The organism is Rhizobium sp. TRM96647, from assembly GCF_025780115.1.
GTDB lineage: Bacteria > Pseudomonadota > Alphaproteobacteria > Rhizobiales > Rhizobiaceae > Mycoplana.
In genome coordinates, this window is sequence record NZ_JAOXHF010000001.1 from 184,266 (window position 1) to 204,682 (window position 20,417).

The window sequence follows — 20,417 nt, forward strand, 5'->3', positions numbered from 1 at the left end:
GCGTCAGGCTCCTGAATGGTCATAGGGCCGGGCGAGCAGCACGGCGCGCCCGGCGGCAAGGGTGAAGGTGACGGGGCCGAGCGCGACGTTGGAAACCGTGCGCGAGGAGCCGAACGGCAGGTCGAACCCGCTCAACGGATAGCGGACGTTCTCGATCGACAGGCCCGAGAGCACCGACAGGCCGAGAACCGAAAACAGGCTCCTGTCCGGCAGCGAGACGGTGGTGCGACCGGCAAGCAGCGGCCAGGCCTCCTCGAGGCCGGAGGTCAGCGTGATGTCGAGCCCGTCCTCCTTAAGCGCCACGGCATGGAGAAGGTGCATCAGCGCATGATCGCTGCGCTCGCCGCCGAGCGCGCCGGCGAGGATGAGCCGGCGTGCCCCGCGCTCCAGCGCCACCGAGACGGCAATCTCCCCGTCCGTCGCATTCTTGGCCGCCGGATAGGGCTCGCGCGGGACATGCGCCCACGTCGCAAGGTCTTCCGGCGTAGTGGAATCGAAATCGCCGACCCAGACCTCGGGCGTGATCCCGAGCGCTGTGGCATGGCGCATGCCGCCGTCGGCGGCGATGAAGCGGGCGCCGGCGACCGACGCCCTGAACCGCGCGGTCGGTTCGAGCGTTCCTCCGAGAAGGACGACAAAGAGCGGGTCGGGAACGTTCGTCAGGGGCACCGTCATGGGCACACCGTCTAGCGCATGTCGCCCGCGAATGGAAACGCCTTTCCGCCCTGCCGCCCGCTTGCAAGCGGGGCCGCGGGGGACTATTGCTTGCCTTGCTCTAACGGGGTGCCCGACCATCGCAGGATGGACCGGGCTGAGAGGCCAAGGCCAACCCGAAGAACCTGATCCGGTTTGTACCGGCGGAGGGATTAGACGGCACATCCGGCGCCCTATTCCCGTATTTTGGATTTGAAGGAGGCCCCGATGCGCAAGACGCTACTATCCGCCCTGGCACTATTTTCCGCAGCGTCGCTGACAGTATCCATGACCCTGCCCGCACGGGCGGCGGAAAAGACGCTGACCATCTATACCTATGAGAGCTTCGTCACCGAATGGGGCCCGGGCGCCAAGGTGGCGGCGGCGTTCGAAGAGATCTGCGACTGCAAGGTCGAATGGGTCGGTGTCGCCGACGGCGTCGAGCTGCTGACGCGCCTGAAGCTGGAGGGCGAGGGAACGAAGGCGGATATCGTGCTCGGCCTCGACACCAATCTCATCGCCGAGGCCAAGGCGACCGGCCTGTTCGTTCCCCACCATCTCGCCCCGCAGGGCCTGACCGTTCCGGGCGGCTTCTCGGACGACACCTTCCTGCCCTACGACTATGGCCACTTCGCCGTCGTCTACGACACCGAGGCACTGAAAAACCCGCCGAAGAGCCTGAAGGAACTGGTGGAGGGCGCTCCCGGCGAAAAGATCGTCATCGAGGATCCGCGCACCTCGACGCCGGGCCTTGGCCTGCTGCTCTGGGTCAAGTCCGTCTATGGCGACAAGGCCGGCGAGGCCTGGGCGAAGCTGAAGGAGCGCGTTCTGACTGTCACGCCCGGCTGGTCGGAAGCCTACGGGCTCTTCACCAAGGGCGAGGCGCCGATGGTGCTGTCCTACACCACCTCCCCGGCCTATCACATGGTGGCCGAGAACAGCGAGCGCTACCAGGCGGCCGCCTTCTCCGAAGGCCACTACGTCCAGATCGAGGTTGCCGGCATGACGAAGTCCGCCGACGATCCCAAACTGGCGAAGGCGTTCCTCACCTTCATGACCGGGCCGCGCTTCCAGTCGATCATTCCCGAGACGAACTGGATGATGCCGGTCGCCGCAACCGAGGCGCCGCTTCCGCCCGCCTTCGACAGACTGGTCAAGCCGCAGCATACCTTCCTCTATCCGGCAGACGAGGTCGCGGCCAACCGCAGGGCCTGGATCGACGAATGGCTTTCGGCCATGAGTGCAAAGTAGAAGGGGCGACGAGGACGCCGGATGGCATGGGCGCAGCCTGCTGACGAGGCACCGGGATGTATACCACGCGCGAAGCATCAACGATTGTCCGGACCGGCAGTGTCGTCCTGGCCTCGATCCTGCTGTTTGCCGGGCTCTCGACGGCGGCGCTGCTCTTGCATGCCGAAGGCGGCGCCGGCGGCGCGCTGTTCGATGCCTACTTGTTTCGCGTTGCCCGCTTCACGCTGCTGCAGGCGGGCCTTTCCACCATCCTTTCGGTGGCGCTCGCCATCCCCGTCGCCCGGGCGCTTGCGCGGCGCCCGAACTTTCCCGCACGCAACTGGATCGTCCGGTTGTCGGCGCTTCCGCTCGGCCTGCCGGCCCTGGTGGCGACGCTTGGCATCGTCGAGGTCTGGGGTCGCCGCGGGGTCGTCAACCAGGCCCTGGCCGCGCTCGGTCTCGACAATCCCGTCAGCGTCTACGGCCTGGCCGGCATTCTCATCGCCCATGTCTTCTTCAACCTGCCGCTCGCAGCCCGACTGCTGATGGCGGGACTGGAGCGCATTCCGGCCGAATACTGGCTGACCTCCGCCAATCTCGGCATGGGATCGGGCGCGACGTTCCGGCTGATCGAGTGGCCGGTCATGCGCGGCCTTCTGCCGGGGATCGCCGGGCTCGTGTTCATGCTCTGCGCGACCAGCTTCACGATCGTGCTGACGCTCGGCGGCGGCCCGGCGGCCACCACGATCGAGGTCGCTATCTATCAGGCGCTGCGCTTCGATTTCGACCCGCCGCGCGCCGTGATCCTCTCCGTCCTCCAGATCCTCCTGACCGGCACCCTGCTCTATCTCCTGCGGCTGCTGGGCACGCCCGCCGAGGAGGCGCCGACCGCAGGCCGCGCCGTCCGCCGTTTCGACGGCAAGCGCGGGCGGCTTTCGGACGGCCTCGTCATCGCCGCCTTTACCCTGTTCACCGCCGCACCGCTCCTGGCCGTCGTCACGGCCGGCCTCGCCTCCGACCTGCTGCGGCTTGCCTCCGATCCGCTGCTGCACAGGGCGCTTGTCACGAGCCTTGCCATCGCGCTTGCCTCGGCGACGCTCTGCCTCGCCGTCGCCATGCCGGCTGTCGCGATCGCCCCGCTCGCCGCCGACAGCGCGCCGGCGGCCCTGAAGTATCTCTCAGGCAGCCTGCAGGCCACGAGCTCGCTGATCCTGCTGGTGCCCCCGGTCGTGGTTGCGACCGGATGGTTTCTGATGCTGCGCAGCTTCGGCGAGGTCGGACGCTTCGCGCCCTATGTCGTCATCGTCATCAACGCGCTGATGGCCCTGCCCTTCGTCATGCGGGTGCTGCAGCCGGCCTATCGCACCCATATCGCCCGCACCGGCCGGCTCGCCGTCAGCCTCGGCGTCACCGGCCTGCACCGGCTGCGATGGATCGACCTGCCGGCGCTGAAACGGCCGCTGCTGACCGCCTTCGCCTTTGCCATGGCGCTCTCCCTCGGCGATCTCGGCGCGGTCGCCATCTTCGGCGCGGACGGCCTCGTCACCCTGCCATGGCTCCTGTTCAGCCGCATGGGCAGCTACCGGACCGCCGATGCGGCCGGCATCGCCCTGCTTCTCGGCGTCATCTGCCTGTTGCTGACGCTTCCCTCCACCGCCTCCGGCAGGACTGCGAAGAACGATGCCTGACCATTCCACCTCCAGAACGGGCGCTCCCGCCATTCGCCTCGAGGCGGCAACGGTGCAGTTCGAGCAGAAGCGCCTCGTCTTTTCGTGCGACATCCCCACCGGCGCCCGCGTCGCCGTCACGGGGCCGTCGGGCTCGGGCAAGTCGACCCTCTTCAACGTCATCGCGGGGTTCCAACCGATCCGTTCGGGAACCGTAGAGATCTTCGGCAAGGACATGGCGGGACGCGAACCTGCGGAACGGCCGGTATCGATCATCTTCCAGGAGAACAATCTCTTCGCCCATCTGAGCGTGGAGCAGAATGTCGGCCTCGGCATCGATCCTTCGCTGCGCCTCGGTGCACCGGAGCGCCAGCGGGTGGAACATGCGCTGGCCCGGGTCGGTCTCGGGGGCTACGGGCGGCGCAAGCCGGGCCTGCTCTCGGGCGGCGAGCGACAAAGGGTGGCGCTCGCCCGGGCTCTCGTGCGCAGCCGGCCGATCCTGCTCCTCGACGAACCCTTCGCCGCACTCGATCCTGCCATGCGCGCCGACATGGCCGGGCTCCTGCACGATCTTGCCGCCGAGACCGGAAGCACGCTGATGTTCATCACCCATCAGCTGGAGGACGTCCGGCGGCTTGCCGACCATGCCATCTTCGTCGACGGCGGAACAATCGCATTGATGGAACCGATCGCATCCTTTCTCGCCAACCGCGAGATCCCTGCATTGGCGAACTTCCTTGGCATTGATAGATAATACTTTTCGGACCGCACCTGCCATATTTTGGACGCCCCACTGTGTCACCGCAGCCACATCGGAAGCCGATTCTGGAATCGGGAGTTGCCGCCCAACGACGGTGCGACTATCTCTCGACCACGGGTCCGGACAGGATCCATCGGGCATATGCACGATATGTCGGACAGCCGTCGAACAATTCGAACTAACGAGGTTCTCCGACTTCGGTTCGGCTACGGTCCGGAAGTCGAGAACGCGCTTGCCTTGCGGGCAGGCGACAAGGTCTGTGAAAGGGCATGGGGCGGATGCTGGAGAACCTTCAGCATGGAGGTTTGAGCAAGGTACGCGGAACGGTCGGCGCGCGCGCCGCGCTGGTGCTTGCGCTTGCCGGCCTGCTCGCCTCGTGCCAGTCGGCCCTGGAGCAGACCTACCAGCCGACCGTCGCCCCGTCGTCGAGCCCCCAGATCGTCGCGGAGGTGCAGAAGAACGATCCCCGCGCGGCCATGGGCGCGCGCGAACATCCGCGCATCGTCGCCAGCTACGGCGGGGAATACAAGGACGCCAAGACAGAACGCCTCGTCGCCCGCATTGCAGGCGCGCTGACGGCGGTGTCGGAAAACCCCAACCAGTCCTACCGCATCACCATCCTGAACTCGCCGGCGATCAACGCCTTCGCGCTGCCCGGCGGCTATCTCTACGTCACCCGCGGCCTGCTGGCGCTTGCCAACGACGCCTCCGAAGTCGCCGCCGTCCTGTCGCACGAAATGGCCCACGTGACGGCCAACCACGGCATCGAGCGTCAGAAGAAGGAAGAGGCGGAGGTCATCGCCAGCCGCGTCGTCGCCGAAGTGCTCTCCAGCAACATCGCCGGCAAACAGGCGCTCGCCCGCGGCAAGCTGCGGCTGGCGGCGTTTTCCCGGAACCAGGAATTGCAGGCCGACGTGATCGGCGTACGCATGCTGGGCGAGGCGGGCTACGATCCCTATGCCGCGGCGCGCTTCCTCGACAGCATGGCCGCCTACGGGCAGTTCAACGCGGTCGATCCCGAGGCCGACCAGAGCCTGGACTTCCTGTCGAGCCATCCGAACGCGCCCCAGCGGGTGGAGCTGGCGCGGCGTCATGCCCGTGCCTTCGGGGCGGAGGGCACGGTGGGAGACCGCGGCCGCGACTACTACCTCGCCGGCATCGACGGCCTGCTCTATGGCGATAGCCCGCAGGAGGGCTATGTCCGCGGGCAGACGTTCCTGCACGGCAAGCTCGGCATCCGCTTCGACGTGCCCGCCGGCTTCCAGATCGACAACAAGGCCGACGCCGTGCTGGCGACGGGTCCGGGCGACATCGCCATCCGTTTCGACGGCGTTGCCGACAACCAGCGCCAGAGCCTGGTGAACTACATTTCCAGCGGCTGGGTGACGGGCCTGAAGACCGACACGATCCGGCCCGCCACAATCAACGGGCTCGAGGCGGCCACCGCCCGGGCGGCGGCCGACCGCTGGGAATTCGACGTCACCGTCGTGCGAATCGGCAACCAGATCTACCGGTTCCTGACGGCCGTTCCGCAAGGCTCGCCCGCGCTCGAGCCGACGGCCGACGTCCTGAAGACGTCGTTCCGGCAGCTGACGCCTCAGGAAGTGGCCTCGCTGAAACCGCTGCGCGTGCGTGTCGTTACCGCGCGCGCAGGCGACACCGTCGCATCGCTCGCCGGCCGCATGATGGGGACGGACAGGAAGCTTGACCTGTTCCGGCTGATCAATGCGATGACGGCCACGAGCACGATCAAGCCCGGCGACAAGATCAAGATCATCACCGAGTAGCCTGCCCGGGATCGTCGCCTTGGCGTGAACGCCACGATTGTGCCATCTTTCGGCACGCCCTCACAGATGCTAATGAGATGAGGCCGTTTTCATTCGATGACAGGCGGATGACGTTTCGTGTGTCCGCAAACTGGCCAGGACCCTATGCCGAAATTTCCCGCATATCTTCTGTCGCGCCTCGTCTTCGTGTTTCTGCTGATGCTCGCTCCCATGGCGACGGCCCAGACGCCGGCGCCTGCCGGTGGCGCCGCACAGACGGCCGCCCCGCCGCCGGAGAAGATCGCCGAGCTCATCAAGCTCCTGGACGATCCGGAGATCAGGAACTGGCTGCAGAACCGTCCCGCCTCGACAGCCGCGAAGGTCGAACAGGAGGCCACGCTGGAGGTCGAGAAGATGGAGGCGCAGGCACGCACCCGCTTCCAGGCGCTGCGTGCCGCCCTGCCGAGGATCCCGTCCGAGATCGCGTCGGCCGCAGGCAAGGTCCGCCAGCAGGCCAGCGAGAGCGGCTTCGCCCCGGCACTCTATCTCTTGCTCGGCATCGTCGGCGTCGGAGCGGCGCTCGAATGGCTGTTTCGCAGGACGGCTTCCAGGGCGAAGTTCCAGAGCCCGGTCCTCACCCGCGCCTATGTCGAGTTCGGCCCCCTGCTCGTGTTCACCGTCGTCTCGACGCTGATCTTCATGGCCGTCGACTGGCCGCCGCTCGTCCGCGCCGTCATTCTCTACGCGCTGCTGGCGGTTATCGGCTATCGCCTGCTCATGGGGCTCTGCCGTCTCTCCGTGGATACGGGCGGCATGTCGGACTTCCAGTATTCTCGCATCCGGATCCTCGCGGCGGTGTTCACCCTCGGACTTGCCCTGTGGGCCATGTGCCGGCCGCTGGGCGTCGACAATGATGTACGGACCGATATCGTCTACCTGTTCTCGGTCGCGCTTTTCCTGATCGCACTCGAAGCCGTCTGGCGCCGCCCGGTCGATCGAAGGGGCAATCCCCCCACCCGGATCGCCAACATCCTGGCGTCGCTCTATCTGGTGCTGCTCTGGCTGCTGTGGAGCATCGACTTCATGGGGTTGTTCTGGCTGGGCATCTACGCCGTGGTCCTGCCCCGCCTGCTGTCCGGTGCCGATCGCCTCACCCGGGCCTTCGCGTTGACGCGCTGGAACGAGGAGGACACGAACACGCCGCGGATGGTGCTGCTGCTCCGGGGCGTCCGCGCCGTCATCATCCTGCTGGCCCTCGGATGGCTCGGACTGAGCTGGTACTACAATCCGAGCGTCATCACGTCGGACAGCCCGTTCGTTCGCACGCTGGTATACGGGCTGTTCAAGAGCATCGTCGTGCTCCTGATCGTCGATCTCGCATGGCACCTGGCAAAGGCGTATATCGACCGCAGGCTGACGCCGGCATCCGACGATCTTGCCGTTTCGCCCGACGAAGCGGCCCGGCGCGCCCGGCTGCGGACGCTTCTCCCCATCTTCCGCAATGCCCTGGCAGCCGTTCTGATCTGCGTCGCCGCCATGACCATCCTTGCGGAGATGGGAGTCCAGATCGGCCCCCTGATCGCCGGCGCCGGCATCTTCGGCGTCGCCATCGGTTTCGGATCGCAAACGCTCGTCAAGGACATCGTCAGCGGCGTCTTCTACCTGATGGACGATGCGTTCCGAGTAGGGGAATGGATCGAAAGCGGCAGCTACAACGGCGTCGTGGAATCCTTCAGCCTGCGCTCGATCCGGCTCAGGCATCACCGCGGATCGGTATTCACCGTGCCCTTCGGCGAACTGGGCGCAATCCGCAACGGCAGCCGCGACTGGACCATCGACAAGTTCCGCGTCCGGGTGCCGTTCAAGACCGACATCGCCAAGGTCGGCAAGCTGGCCAAGGAAATCGGCAAGCAGCTCCAGGAGGATCCGGAACTCGGGCCGCACATCATCAAGACGCTGAGAATGAAGGGCGTCGAGCAGATCGGTGAATTCGGCATCGAGATCAGCTTCGGATTCACCGCCAGGCCCACAGGCGAGCAGACGGCCATCCGCCGACGCGCCTACACCATGATTACGCAGGCCTTTGCGGAAAACGATATCTCGTTTGCCCAGCCGACGTTCCAGGTGGGCGGAGAGGGAGCAGGTGGAGAGGGAAAGGAGGCGGCCGCCGCCGCGATGTACAAGCGGCAGGCTGATGCGGCGGCCCTTGCCGCCGCCGAGGGCGGCAAGAAGTAGACCGCCGCTTTCCGCCCGCGCCGCCGTTCAACGGCAATGCACACCCACTGATCTGGCGCGCCATGGGGCGCGCCGATCCCGGCTTCCGATGTCAGTCAGGCGAATGCGGGCGATGCTTCGCAAAGCGCAATGCGCAGCTTCTCCATCGCCCGGTTCTCGATCTGGCGGACACGTTCCTTGGAAATCCCGAGGTCGGCGCCGAGTTCCTCCAAGGTCGAACTGCTGTCGGTGAGCCGCCTGGCCCGGATGATCTTCATCTCGCGCTCGTTCAGCCGTTCCAGCGCCCGATGCAGCCATTGGCGGCGACGCTCGCCGTCGATCATCTCCGTGACCTCTTCGTCCGGCAGGGGGGCGTCGCTCGCGAGAAAATCGATATGGCTGGCACCGTTCTCCTCGCCCCCGGAGACCGGAGCCTGCAGCGAGACGTCCGACGAGGCAAGGCGCGCATCCATGTTGCGCACGTCGGCCGGGCTGACCTTCAACGCGGTCGCGATCTCGCGGTAGACGGATTCGGAGGTGAGATGGGCATCGCCCCGCGCAATGCGGGCCCGCAGCCGGCGCAGGTTGAAGAACAGCGCCTTTTGCGCCGAACTCGTGCCACCGCGCACGATCGACCAGTTGCGCAGGACGTAGTCCTGGATCGAGGCGCGGATCCACCAGGTCGCATAGGTGGAGAAGCGAACCTCGCGTTCCGGTTCGAAGCGGGCAGCAGCCTCCAGAAGGCCGATATACCCTTCCTGCAACAGGTCGTTGAACGGCAGGCCGAAATTGCGGAAGCGCGCGGCAAGCGAAATCACCAGGCGCATATGGGCCATGGCGATGCGATTGCGGGCCTCCTGGTCATGATCCTTGCGCCACGCGAAGGCGAGCGCCTGTTCCTCTTCACGCTCGAGATAGGGAGCCGACATTGCGATCTTGATCATGCGACGGTCTGCGGCGGTGGTAGCCATTGGCGTCTCCCCTGAGCCGGGATTGAAAGGATCCCCGGTCAACGTGACCAGGGTATTCACCTGACAATGCATGCGTCTGCGAGATCTTCGCGGCGGCAGACCTGACCCGGGTCAAACGGACCCTCGGTCGGCCGCACGAGGACATGCTATACTGCTCGAGACCCACGAGCGAGTGGCAATCTTCATATCGTTAGGCTTTGCGGCCCGGACTATTCCGCCTGCGCGGATGGCGTGTTTCGGACAAAACAACACAGAGCAAACGCGCCAGCATGGATTGTCATTCGCCTCAACGTGCGTGCGCGAGAAAAGTTCCAACAAAAAACCCGGCTGGAGACCAGCCGGGTTGAATGTTCCGAAAAGGCGGATACCTCTACAGGCTGCCTCGTCTCAGGCTGCCTCATCCTGGGCGTCGTCCTCTTCGATGGCCTTGCCGCGCTTGGGACCCTTGTTCAGGTTGGTCTCGACAAGGCGGACGGCTTCGGTTTCGGACATCTTGTTGACGGCGGCGATCTCGCGGGCCATGCGGTCGAGCGCTGCTTCATAGAGCTGGCGCTCGGAATAGGACTGCTCCGGCTGGTTTTCGGCGCGATAAAGATCGCGAACCACCTCTGCGATCGAGATCAGGTCACCGGAATTGATCTTGGCATCATACTCCTGCGCGCGGCGCGACCACATGGTGCGCTTGACGCGGGCCTTGCCCTGAACGACCTTCAACGCGCGATCGACGAAATCGGTTTCGGAAAGCTTGCGCATGCCGATGGAAACAGCCTTTGCGACCGGAACCTTCAGGCGCATCTTGTCCTTCTCGAAATCGATGACAAAAAGCTCGAGCTTCATGCCGGCGACTTCCTGTTCCTCGATGGCGACGATCTGGCCGACACCGTGGGCCGGGTAGACGATCGATTCGCCGGTCTTGAAACCGTGACGCGTGGAAGACTTCTTCTGCTGGGTCGTCATTCTATTCCAATACTCCCTGTAACGCTCCCGGCGCGAGCCGGGGCCGGGTCAAGAAGGCCCGGGAAAGACGGAGACACCGTCTGGGTGGCACCATTCCTGGTCCGTCCAACAAGGCACAAACGAATGCGATGGCACATCACGGAACGACAACGATGACGTTGCCTATAGGGGTGAGCGGCACCTTTGGGATCGTTTGCTTTCGTGGTGGTGTTCGGGCACACCAAGTGCCTCAACGTGGATCAGTGTTGCGACCCTACCACAAAAAAGTGCCGAAATCAATAATTTGCTTCGCATGGGTCATCAAGCCTGCCCTATCCCCTTTCGGACAGACCTGACCGGTTTTCCCCAATTCGAGCGACCCGACGATGGCGGCGTCAGTCGCCCTGGCCGGGCTCGGCGGAGAAGTACTTCTCGTACTTTCCTTCCTCGCCGTCATAGGCCTTCGCCTCCGGCATCGCGTCTTTCTTCACCGTGATATTCGGCCAGACCTGCGCAAATTCGGCGTTGATCTTCAACCACTTGTCGAGCCCCGGCTCTGTATCCGGCTTGATCGCCTCGGCAGGACATTCCGGCTCGCAGACACCGCAATCGATGCATTCGTCGGGATGGATCACCAGGAAGTTCTCGCCCTCGTAGAAGCAGTCAACCGGGCAGACCTCGACACAGTCCGTATATTTGCAGCGAATGCAATTGTCGGTCACGACGTACGTCATGAGTTACTCCAGCGAAATTCCTGTCCGAAGGACGGTCGGCCGTCACTTCCGCCGGAAAGACCGGCGCAGGCGGAGGAATGCACCGCGCAAACGGCGCTGATCCCGCTCCCGCCCATGGGTTCGACGTAGCGACTTTGATCCCCGTTTGCAAGGATAAACCATGCGCGAAATCAAGGCTGAGCGGGACAGTTTTCTATTCGTCAGGAGGATCGAAACGGCCACGCAGGGCATCCGTTTCCCGCCGCTCCCGCTTGGTCGGGCGACCAGTGCCGCGCTCGCGCGTCACCTGCTCGAACAGGCTGCCCCGATCACGCGCCGGAGCAGCCGGCGTCAGGTCCTCGTAGAGCAGGCGCGCTTCCTCGTAGGGGCCGCGCCGTGTGCCCGGAAGGAGCACCTTCACGACGCGATCCTGCCGGTCGAGGGACACGACGACCGTGTCCCCGGGCTTTACATTGAACGACGGCTGCCGGACGGGCTGCCCGTTGACCCTGACATCGCCGTGTTCGACGGACTTGGCCGCGAGCGTGCGGGACTTGCGAAGACGGGCGAAGAACAGCCACTTGTCGATGCGCTGGCGTCCCTGACCCGGCTCGCGCTCGCTCGATGGCTGGTCTGCGTCGTCCGTCATGTCCTACTTCTTCATCTGCTCCTTCAGGGCAGCGAGCTTGGCAAAGGGCGAATCCGGATCGATCGGCTTCTCCTTGCGCGGCGGACGCGCCTCGAACTTGGCGGGCTTGCCGCCACGATCGTCGCGCTGCGGGCGGTCGTTGCGCTCGTTCCGGTCCGGTCGGCCACCCTGCGGCTTTCCGTCGCGGCCCTTCCCGAATTCGGGACGCCCGCCCTGCCGCTGGGCGTCGCGACGGTCGCCGTCGCGCCTGTCGCCCTCATTGCGTCCACCCGCTCGTTGCCCCCGGTCGCCGCGACGTTCACCCTGGCCACGCTCGCCATGCCCGCGCTGGCCCTGACGGGCATTGTCGCTGCGGTCGTTGCGGCCACCCGGACGCCAGAGCAGGACCGGGCGGACTTCCGCCGGGGCCTCGCCTTCGGATGCGGCGGCATCGGCGGCCGGTTCGGCGCTCGCCTCGGCAGCGGCCGGCTCGGTGGCAGCCGCCTCCGGCTCCGCACTTTCGGCTTCGGCGGCAGGCGCTTCAACCGTAGCTTCACTGGCAACCGTTGCTTCGGTTACGGCCGGGGTCTCAGCTGCGGCCGATGCTTCGGCCACGGTCGTTTCGGCTTCGCCTTCCGCCTCGGCTTCGCCCGTCGCCGCGGAGGCGTCGTCACCGGGCGCATCGGTAGCGGCCGGGGCATCGCTCTCTGCCGTCGGCGCCAGCTTGGCGTCCTCGGCAGCCAGGAAGGCTGCGGCATCCTCGGCCTTCACACTGTCGGCGCGGTAGCCGAGACCCTTGAGGATCTCTTCCATGTCGTCCGGCGTGGCGCCCAGGATGGAGAGCATCGACGTCGTGGCGGTGAAGCGGCGGCCGTCATAGGCGCCGTCCGGACGCGGCGCGGAGCCCGGCTTCCACTGCAGCAGCGGACGGATCAGGTCCGCCAGGCGCTCCAGGATATCGATGCGCACCGCGCGCTTGCCGAGGAAGCGGAAGCCCGCGAGCTTGTAGAACATGCGTTCGAAGGCCGGATCGGTGACGATCGAGGTGCGCCCCGCCGCCAGTGCCGGGATCAACTCGCCATAGCCGGGCTTGTCCAGGCCGTCGTTCTTGAGCGCCCAGAGCAGCGTGATCAGTTCGGCCGGCGCCGGCTTCAGAAGCGCCGGCATGAAGATGTGGTAGGCGCCGAAGCGGATACCGTGCTTGCGGATCGACGAGCGGGCCTCCTGGTCGAGCGACTTCACGTCGTCGGCGACATCGCGGCGGAACAGCACGCCGAGCGCCTCGACCAGCTGGAACGCAAGCCCCTTGGCCAGCCCCTGCAGGTCTTCTGCGCGGGACAGATCGTCGAGCGGCTTGAGCACGGTGGCAATATGATGATTGACGAAGCGCTCGATGCGCGCCGCGACATGGTCGCGCGCGTTTCCGGTCAGTTGCTCGTCGGCGAGCAGGATGACGCGCGGGCGCATGATGTGCTCGCTTGCGGCAAGGCGCGCGACGGGTTCGCCGAGCCAGCGCACGGTCCCGTCCGACCCGACGGCGAGATCGCTGTTGCCGGCCGCATGAAGCCGGGCGGCGCGCGCCTCGAATTCGAGCGCAAGCGCCTTCTGGGCGGCACCCTGTACCGCCTTCGCATCGGGACCTTCCGTGCCCGAAGCAAGCGTGAACCGGAATCCGGCCAACTGCCCCACATGATGCCCTTCGACGAAGACATCCCCATTCACACTGATTTCGGCTTCCAGCATCGCATTCTCTCTCAGGCGCTTCATGAGCACAGATGTCCTGCGATCAACAAAGCGTTTCGTCAACCTTTCATGTAACGCGTCGGACAATCGGTCTTCGATTTCCCGCGTCTTTTCCTGCCAGTGTGTCGGATCGGCCAACCAGTCCGGGCGATTCGAGACATAGGTCCATGTCCTTATCTGGGCGATTCTTGCCGAAAGCGTGTCAATCTCGCCATCGGTGCGATCGGCCCGCCGCACCTGCTCGGCCAGGAAATCCTCGTTCACCGTACCCCGCCGGACAAGGTCGGCATAGAGGGTGGAGATCAGATCGGCGTGCTGGGCGGGCGTGATCCGGCGATAGTCCGGCAGGGCGCAGGCCTCCCACAGCTTCTCCACCCGCTCCGGCGCCGTCGCCATGTCCTTGACGTCGGGATAGCGCGCCAGATGTTCCAGCGCCTGCTGGTCGACGGCCGGAAGGGCGCGCGCGAGCCCGGAAATCGCCGGCGGCGCATCGAGGCTCGCCTTCAGGGTGGCGATCGAGGTGAAGTCCAGCCGCTTGGAGCGCCACTGCAGCACGCGGACGGGATCGAACTCATGCGCCTCGATCCGCTCGACCAGTTCCGGCTCGAACGGATCCACCCGACCCGTCACGCCGAAGGTGCCGTCGCGCATGTGCCGCCCGGCGCGGCCGGCGATCTGGCCGAGTTCGCCGGGATTGAGGTTGCGGAACTGGTAGCCGTCGAACTTGCGGTCCTGGGCGAAGGCGACATGGTCGACGTCGAGGTTGAGTCCCATGCCGATCGCATCTGTGGCCACGAGATATTCGACGTCACCTTCCTGGTAGAGCCCCACCTGGGCATTGCGCGTGCGCGGCGAGAGCGCGCCGAGCACCACCGCGGCGCCGCCCCGCTGGCGGCGGATGAGCTCGGCGATGGCATAGACCTCGTCGGCCGAGAACGCGACGATGGCGGTGCGCTGCGGCAGGCGCGTGATCTTTTTCGAACCGGCGTAGAAGAGCTGCGACAGGCGCGGCCGCTCCACCACCGTTATACCCGGCAGCAGATGCTCGAGGATCGGCTTCATCGTCGCCGCACCCAGGAGCAGCGTCTCGTCGCGGCCGCGCAGATGCAGGATGCGGTCGGTGAAGATGTGGCCGCGCTCCAGGTCGCCGGCAAGCTGGACCTCGTCGATCGCCACGAAGGAGGCCCGCGTCTCCCGCGGCATCGCTTCCACCGTGCAGACGGAATAGCGCGCCATGTGCGGCGTGATCTTCTCCTCGCCGGTGATCAGCGCGACGTTGTGATGGCCGACCCTCTCGACCAGGCGCGTATAGACCTCGCGCGCCAGAAGCCGCAGCGGCAGGCCGATCACGCCCGTCTCATGCGCCACCATGCGTTCGATTGCGTAATGGGTCTTGCCGGTATTGGTCGGGCCGAGCACCGCGGTGACACCGCGGCCGCTCAATATCATCGGTGCAGCGTTCAAGGCATGCCTCGGAGAGTATCGATCGTCCGGCGCCGGTCATCGCCCGCGCGCCGGCAACACAAATGCCCATCGTCGCGCGCAATGGCAAGTGCAACCGACGAATTGGCGACCGTATTGCCCGGATTTCCGGGCGATGCGGCAGAACCTGGAACACCTTGCGAACGAATCGGAGACGAAACGAAGACTCGCTCGGATTCAGGGTTTGTTCCCTACAAGATGTTGGTTTTCCAGTAGCTTACCCCACCATATGCTGAATCTCGGCCGCAAGCTGGCCGAGTCTTGCGGCCGAGGCACAACCGCACGCCGGAATGCTGTAAAGCCCCACCGTGAAATATGGTTAAGATTCTTTTCGCTTGGCCATGCAGCGTCCGGCTCATGGCAGGAAGCGCCACACCGTCGTCCGCTTGACCTCGCTGTCTTCCAGCGCCCGCGTGACCGGCACCTCGTAGGTCGCAAGCGGCTCCATCCTCTCCTTCGGGCAATAGGAGCGCCCGGGGTCCCCGACCAGAACGGCCGCGCCGCGCGCAGCCAGGTCGCGAAACCACGGAAGCAGGGCCCGGGCGAAATCGCTGTCATAGAAGACGTCGCCGGCCAGCACCACGTCCCAGCCACGATCCGTCCCGATCAGGTCCTGTCGCTCGAAGTCCAGCTCGACGCCGTTCAGCCCCGCATTCAGCCGCACGGCCGTTTCCGTCCACGGATCGATGTCGGCCGCCAGCACGCGCGCGGCCCCCGCGCGGCGCGCCGCAATCGCCACGAGGCCGGAACCGCTGGCGAAATCGAGCACGCTGCGGCCGCCGACGACGCCGGGGTGATCGAGAAGGTAGCGGGCAAGCCCCTGCCCGCCGGCCCAGGCAAACGCCCAGAACGGCGGCGGCAGGCCGATCGCCTCCAGTTCCTCCTCGGTCTTCAGCCAGAGGTCGTGCGCCTCGGACGCCAACCGCAACCTGATCTCCGGCACGTGCCGCGGCGACAGGATGGCCGTATTGTCGAGGATGAAGCGCTCCGGATCGGTCCGCACGGGTTCGGGCCGGTCAGCGCGGCGGCTTGTCGAGCCCGCCCATGCGGCAGACCTCGATCCATTCGTCGTCCGTCACCGGCTGGACGGACAGCCGCATCGAGGTGACCAGCGACATCTTCTCCAGCTTCGGGTTCGCCTTGATGTCCTTCAACGACACCGGATTCGGCATGTCGCAGACGGCGCGGATGTCGACGCAGTCCCAGCGCGGATCGTCGCCCGCCGTCGAATCAGGATGCGAGAGGGCGCAAACCTCGGTGATGCCGACGATCTCCAGCCCCTCGTTGGAATGATAGAAGAAGCCCTTGTCGCCGATCTGCATGGCACGCATGTTGTTGCGCGCCAGGTAGTTTCGCACCCCGTTCCACTCGGTGCCCTTCTCGCCCGCATCCTTCTGCATCTGCCAGGACCACTTGAAGGGCTCCGACTTGTAAAGCCAGTAGGCCATCCGCCTTATGCCTCCGGATTGTTGAAGGTCCAGGTCCAGGGCTTCACCTCGACGCTTTCGAAGACGCCGGCCTTAAAGAAGGGATCGGCTTCGCCGAGCGCGCGCGCCGCCTCGGCACTATCGGCCCTGACGACGACGAGGCTGCCGTTCGGCTTGCCGTCCGCATCGAGGAAGGGACCGGCGAAGGCAAGCTTGCCCTCTTCGTTCAGCTTCGTCAGGTGGGCGACGTGCACCGGCCGCGTGTCGAGACGCAGTTGCAGTGCGCCGGGCTTGTCGGTGCAGAGAAGAGCAAAAAACATCACAATGTCCTTTCTTCAGAATTCCTGGGTGATCGGTCGCGTCATCAGCCTGCCGATCGCAGTCGCCAGATCCAGCTTGCCGTCGATGATCGCCGCGACCGCGTCGGTGATCGGCATGTCTATGTTTCGTTCGGCCGCAACCCGCGAGGCGACGCCGGCGGCAAATGCACCCTCCACGAGATCGCCGGACCATCCGTCCGCATTGCCGTGGCGGCCAAGCTCGATGCCGAAACGCAGGTTGCGCGACTGGTGGCTGGTGCCGGTGAGCACGAGATCGCCGAGGCCCGAAAGCCCCGTCACCGTCGTCGCGTCGCCACCATGGGCGGCGACGAAGCGCGACATCTCCGCCAGGCCGCGCGAAATCAGCGCCGCGCGGGCGGAATCCCCGAGCCCGGCGCCCTCGACGATGCCGCAGGCGATCGCCAGCACGTTCTTGAGCGCACCACCGAGCTGCACGCCGATCCGGTCGCCCGAGGGGTAGAGGCGGAAGGTCGGCCCGGACAGCGCCTGCGCCAGCGACGCAGCCGTTTCCAGGCCGGCCGCCGCGATCACCATCGCCGTCGGCAGCCCGCGCGCAATGTCGGCGGCGAAGCCTGGACCGGATAGCACGGCGACATGCTGGCGCGGCAGCTCCTCCGCCAGCACATCGGTCAGCAGTCGCCCACTGGCCTTCTCCATGCCCTTGGCGCAAATGATAACGGCGGCCTCGTCAGCAAGATAGGATGCGAGATCGCGCGCAGCCGCCCGCTGCGCCTGCGAGGGCATGGCAAAGAGCACGACCGGCACGTCCTTCAAGACATGCGGATCCACGGTCGCCTCGAGCGCCGTCGAAAGGGCGATCCCCGGCAGGGCGGCCTCGTTGCGGCGCGACGACGTGATCTCCGCCACCGTCTCCGCCCGCCGCGCGAGCAACGTCACCCGGCTCTCGCCGGTCTCGGCTATGACGGTTGCGAGTGCGGTGCCGAAGGCGCCGGCTCCCGCCACCACGACATGCGGACCGGTCGTCATGCCTTGGCCCCCCGCTTGCCCGAACCGAGCATGGCCGCGGCCTCCGCATCGAGCGGCCACCGCGCGCGCGGTGCGACCGAAAGATCGTCGGGCGACAGGCCGCAGGCCATCCGCTCCAGCCCCGCCCAGGCGATCATCGCCGCATTGTCGGTGCAGAGCGCAAGCGGCGGTGCGACGAAGCGGAACCGATTGTGGTCGCATAGTTCCTGCAAAGTCGCCCGCAGGACCCTGTTGGCGGCGACGCCGCCAGCAACGACCAGAGCCGGCTCGCCGACGTCGGGGAACGCCTGCCGGAAGCGCTCGAGCCCGCGTCCGATGCGGTCCTTCAACGTGCGCGACACCGCCTTCTGGAACGAGGCGCAGATATCGGCGATGTCCTGCTCGCTCACCGGCTCGATCGATTGGGCCGCCTGGCGCACGGCGGTCTTCAGCCCGGAGAAGGAAAAGTCGAGACGCTTCTCGCCGACGAGCGGCCGCGGGAAGGTGAACCGGTCCGGATCACCCGTCATAGCCGCCCTCTCCACCGCGGGCCCGCCCGGATAGGGAAGGCCGAGCAGCTTTGCCGTCTTGTCGAAGGCCTCCCCCAGCGCATCGTCGATCGTCGTGCCCCAGCGCTCGTAGTCGCCGACGCCGCGTATCAGCACCAGTTGCGTGTGCCCGCCGGAGACGAGCAGCATCAGGTAGGGAAAGGAAAGCCCGTCGGTCAGCCGCGCCGTCAGCGCATGCCCCTCCAGGTGATTGACCGCATAAAGCGGCTTGCTTTTGGCGCGCGCGATCGCCTTGCCGGTCATCAGACCGACGATCAGCCCGCCGATCAGGCCCGGCCCGCTCGTCGCCGCGATGGCATCCACCTCGTCCAGCGTCTTGCCGGCGCGCGAAAGCGCCTGGCCGATCAGTTCGTCCAGCGCTTCGACATGGGCCCGGGCAGCAATTTCCGGCACGACGCCGCCATAGGCGCTATGCTCTTCCAGCTGGCTCAGCACCACGTCGCCGAGGATCGTGCCGCGACCGGCCTCATCCCGCGCGACGACGGCCGCTGCGGTCTCGTCGCAGCTCGTTTCAATGCCGAGGATGGTCAGGTGGGACGACATGAAGCACGCTGGTTGATTGCGATGGTGGCAAAAGCCGGTTACGAGAGCTTCCGGTAACAACGGATCACGGTGGATGCAAACAAAACCTTTCAGGATCGGGACCCGTGGCAGCCCGCTGGCGCTGGCTCAGACGCACGAAACCCGTGCCCGCCTGATGGCGGCACACGGCCTGCCCGAAGACATGTTCGAGATCGTGGTTCTCTCCACCAAGGGCGACCGCATCACCGATCGTGCCCTGTCGGAGATCGGCGGCAAGGGCCTCTTCACCGAGGAGATCGAGGCGCAGCTCTATTCCGGCGACCTCGACTTCGCCGTGCATTCGTCGAAGGATATGCCGACCCGCCTGCCGGACGGCCTTGAACTCGCAGCTTTCCTTCCACGCGAAGACCCGCGCGACGCCTTCATCGGGCGGACGGCGCCGACGTTCCTCGAATTGCCGCAGGGTGCGACGATCGGCTCCGCCTCGCTGCGGCGGCAGGCGCAGTTGCGAAGGCTTCGCCCGGACATCAAGGTCATCATCTTCCGCGGGCAGGTGGATACGCGATTGCGCAAGCTCGCCGACGGCGAAGCCGATGCGACGCTTTTGGCCTATGCCGGTCTGAAGCGGATCGCCAAGGAGCATGTGGCGACGCAGATCCTCGATCCGGAGATCCTTCTCCCCGCCCCGGCGCAGGGCGCGATCTGCGTCGAGGCCCGCGTCGGCGACCGCCGCATCGCCGATCTGCTTGCCCCGATCAACGATCCCTCGACCAGCGAGGCGGTCACCTGCGAACGCAGCTTCCTGGCCGTGCTGGACGGCTCCTGTCGCACGCCGATTGCCGGCTATGCCGTCTCCGACGGCGGCCGCATCCGCTTCCGCGGCATGATCCTCACCCCCGACGGCTCGCTCTGTCACGAGACGATCATCGAGGGGGCGGCTTCCGACGCGGCCGAACTGGGCGCCAGGGCCGGGCACACGGTGCGCGCGGCTGCCGGCACCGGCTTCTTCGACGGGTGGACCTGATGAGGGTTCTGGTCGTCCGCCCCCAGGCATCGGCGGAAAAAACCGCAGCAAAACTCAAGGCCCTCCATCACACGCCCGCGATCCTGTCCCTCGTCGTCCCCGTCCATGACACGGATGCGGCAACGGCAGGCCTCGCGCGGCGGCACTCGGCCATCGCAATCACCAGCGCGGAGGCCGCGAACGTCCTCCGCGCGATCGGCGGCGAGCTTGACCGTCATCTGCTCACCACCGTCTTCGCCGTCGGCCGCGCCACGGCGCGCGCGGCGGCGGATGCGGGCTTTCGCACCGTGCTGGCTGCCGAGGGAAGCGACGGCAACAGCCTCGCCGACCTGATCGTCCGCCACAGGCAGGACTTCGGCGTGCCGGCCGAACCGCTCCTCTATCTGGCCGGCACGCCCCGGTCGCAGCAGTTCGAAACCCGCCTCGATGCGGCCGGCGTGGCATACGAGACGGTGGAATGCTACCGCATGGAGCCGACGCCGCCGAAACGCGCCGTGCTGAAGCCGCTGGTCGTCGACGAGAAACCGGATGCCGTTCTGTTCTACTCGCGCGAATCGGCCCGTCACTTCTTCGAGCTGCCGCTGGTCACCGAATATCTGGACAGCTTCGAAAACACGATCTTTCTCTGTATCAGCCGCAATGTGGCGTCCATGGTGCCCGAGCGCTTCGCCAAATCCGTCGTCGTCTCCACCACGCCGACGGAGGAAGGTCTTCTCGACCTGCTCTGAAGGTCGCCTTCCGGGCACCTAAATCGAAGGAAGGGCT

Annotated in this window: 18 protein-coding genes and 1 riboswitch; of the genes, 7 read left to right on the plus strand and 11 right to left on the minus strand. The window is 66.1% G+C overall.

The features are described from left to right. Positions 1-3: 3 nt before the first annotated feature. Positions 4-675, minus strand: coding sequence for a thiamine diphosphokinase (locus OCK02_RS00870; RefSeq protein ID WP_263811379.1), 672 nt, complete (start codon positions 673-675; stop codon positions 4-6). Between the two features lie 94 nt (positions 676-769). Next, a riboswitch (TPP riboswitch) is annotated at positions 770-883 on the plus strand. Between the two features lie 98 nt (positions 884-981). On the opposite strand from OCK02_RS00870, the gene thiB reads away from it, so the two are divergent. From thiB to OCK02_RS00895, 5 genes are all read left to right on the plus strand, one after another. Continuing rightward, positions 982-1,944, plus strand: a complete 963-nt coding sequence (gene thiB / locus OCK02_RS00875; RefSeq protein ID WP_412178744.1) for a thiamine ABC transporter substrate binding subunit — start codon at positions 982-984, stop codon at positions 1,942-1,944. Between the two features lie 56 nt (positions 1,945-2,000). Further along, positions 2,001-3,611 carry a thiamine/thiamine pyrophosphate ABC transporter permease gene (gene thiP / locus OCK02_RS00880; protein WP_263811382.1) on the plus strand — a complete coding sequence of 537 codons (1,611 nt, stop codon included), beginning with the start codon at positions 2,001-2,003 and terminating at the stop codon, positions 3,609-3,611. Next, positions 3,604-4,344: an ATP-binding cassette domain-containing protein gene (locus OCK02_RS00885; RefSeq protein WP_263811385.1), complete on the plus strand. Its 741-nt coding sequence runs from the start codon at positions 3,604-3,606 to the stop codon at positions 4,342-4,344. The genes thiP and OCK02_RS00885 overlap by 8 nt, the downstream gene beginning before the upstream one ends. A 284-nt stretch (positions 4,345-4,628) precedes the next feature. After that, positions 4,629-6,137, plus strand: coding sequence for a M48 family metalloprotease (locus OCK02_RS00890; RefSeq protein WP_263811387.1), 1,509 nt, complete (start codon positions 4,629-4,631; stop codon positions 6,135-6,137). 144 nt (positions 6,138-6,281) lie between these two features. After that, a complete protein-coding gene (locus OCK02_RS00895; RefSeq protein ID WP_263811389.1) occupies positions 6,282-8,351 on the plus strand; it encodes a mechanosensitive ion channel family protein in 2,070 nt (689 codons plus the stop codon). Between the two features lie 95 nt (positions 8,352-8,446). Here the strand turns inward: OCK02_RS00895 and OCK02_RS00900 are convergent, their stop codons facing one another. The 10 genes from OCK02_RS00900 to tsaD form a co-directional block, all read right to left on the minus strand. Next, positions 8,447-9,301, minus strand: coding sequence for an RNA polymerase factor sigma-32 (locus tag OCK02_RS00900; RefSeq protein ID WP_230805981.1), 855 nt, complete (start codon positions 9,299-9,301; stop codon positions 8,447-8,449). Between the two features lie 387 nt (positions 9,302-9,688). Beyond that, positions 9,689-10,258 (minus strand): CarD family transcriptional regulator, encoded by a 570-nt coding sequence (locus OCK02_RS00905; protein ID WP_112595444.1) that lies wholly within the window; start codon positions 10,256-10,258, stop codon positions 9,689-9,691. 374 nt (positions 10,259-10,632) lie between these two features. Further along, a complete protein-coding gene (fdxA, locus tag OCK02_RS00910) occupies positions 10,633-10,971 on the minus strand; it encodes a ferredoxin FdxA (protein ID WP_230805982.1) in 339 nt (112 codons plus the stop codon). 193 nt (positions 10,972-11,164) lie between these two features. Next, the gene (locus tag OCK02_RS00915) at positions 11,165-11,599 is read right to left on the minus strand and encodes an RNA-binding S4 domain-containing protein (RefSeq protein ID WP_230805983.1); all 435 of its coding nucleotides are present in this window, start codon (positions 11,597-11,599) and stop codon (positions 11,165-11,167) included. 3 nt (positions 11,600-11,602) lie between these two features. Continuing rightward, positions 11,603-14,770, minus strand: coding sequence for a helicase-related protein (locus OCK02_RS00920; protein ID WP_263811726.1), 3,168 nt, complete (start codon positions 14,768-14,770; stop codon positions 11,603-11,605). A gap of 388 nt (positions 14,771-15,158) precedes the next feature. Beyond that, a complete protein-coding gene (locus OCK02_RS00925; protein WP_263811396.1) occupies positions 15,159-15,806 on the minus strand; it encodes a class I SAM-dependent methyltransferase in 648 nt (215 codons plus the stop codon). 13 nt (positions 15,807-15,819) lie between these two features. Next, positions 15,820-16,251 carry an EVE domain-containing protein gene (locus tag OCK02_RS00930; protein ID WP_230805985.1) on the minus strand — a complete coding sequence of 144 codons (432 nt, stop codon included), beginning with the start codon at positions 16,249-16,251 and terminating at the stop codon, positions 15,820-15,822. A gap of 5 nt (positions 16,252-16,256) precedes the next feature. Next, positions 16,257-16,550 carry a YciI-like protein gene (locus OCK02_RS00935; RefSeq protein ID WP_230805986.1) on the minus strand — a complete coding sequence of 98 codons (294 nt, stop codon included), beginning with the start codon at positions 16,548-16,550 and terminating at the stop codon, positions 16,257-16,259. Positions 16,551-16,565: 15 nt separating this feature from the next. Then, entirely contained in the window at positions 16,566-17,558 is a 993-nt protein-coding gene (locus OCK02_RS00940) for an NAD(P)H-dependent glycerol-3-phosphate dehydrogenase (protein ID WP_263811398.1), read from the minus strand. Further along, complete coding sequence (tsaD, locus tag OCK02_RS00945) at positions 17,555-18,649, minus strand: tRNA (adenosine(37)-N6)-threonylcarbamoyltransferase complex transferase subunit TsaD (RefSeq protein ID WP_263811399.1); 1,095 nt, start codon at positions 18,647-18,649, stop codon at positions 17,555-17,557. The genes OCK02_RS00940 and tsaD overlap by 4 nt, the downstream gene beginning before the upstream one ends. A 73-nt stretch (positions 18,650-18,722) precedes the next feature. Between tsaD and hemC the strand changes: the two genes are divergently transcribed. Both hemC and OCK02_RS00955 read left to right on the plus strand, forming a co-directional pair. Further along, positions 18,723-19,652, plus strand: a complete 930-nt coding sequence (hemC, locus tag OCK02_RS00950) for a hydroxymethylbilane synthase (protein WP_263811401.1) — start codon at positions 18,723-18,725, stop codon at positions 19,650-19,652. Further along, positions 19,652-20,380, plus strand: coding sequence for a uroporphyrinogen-III synthase (locus OCK02_RS00955; RefSeq protein ID WP_263811403.1), 729 nt, complete (start codon positions 19,652-19,654; stop codon positions 20,378-20,380). The genes hemC and OCK02_RS00955 overlap by 1 nt, the downstream gene beginning before the upstream one ends. The last annotated feature ends 37 nt before the right edge of the window (positions 20,381-20,417 follow it).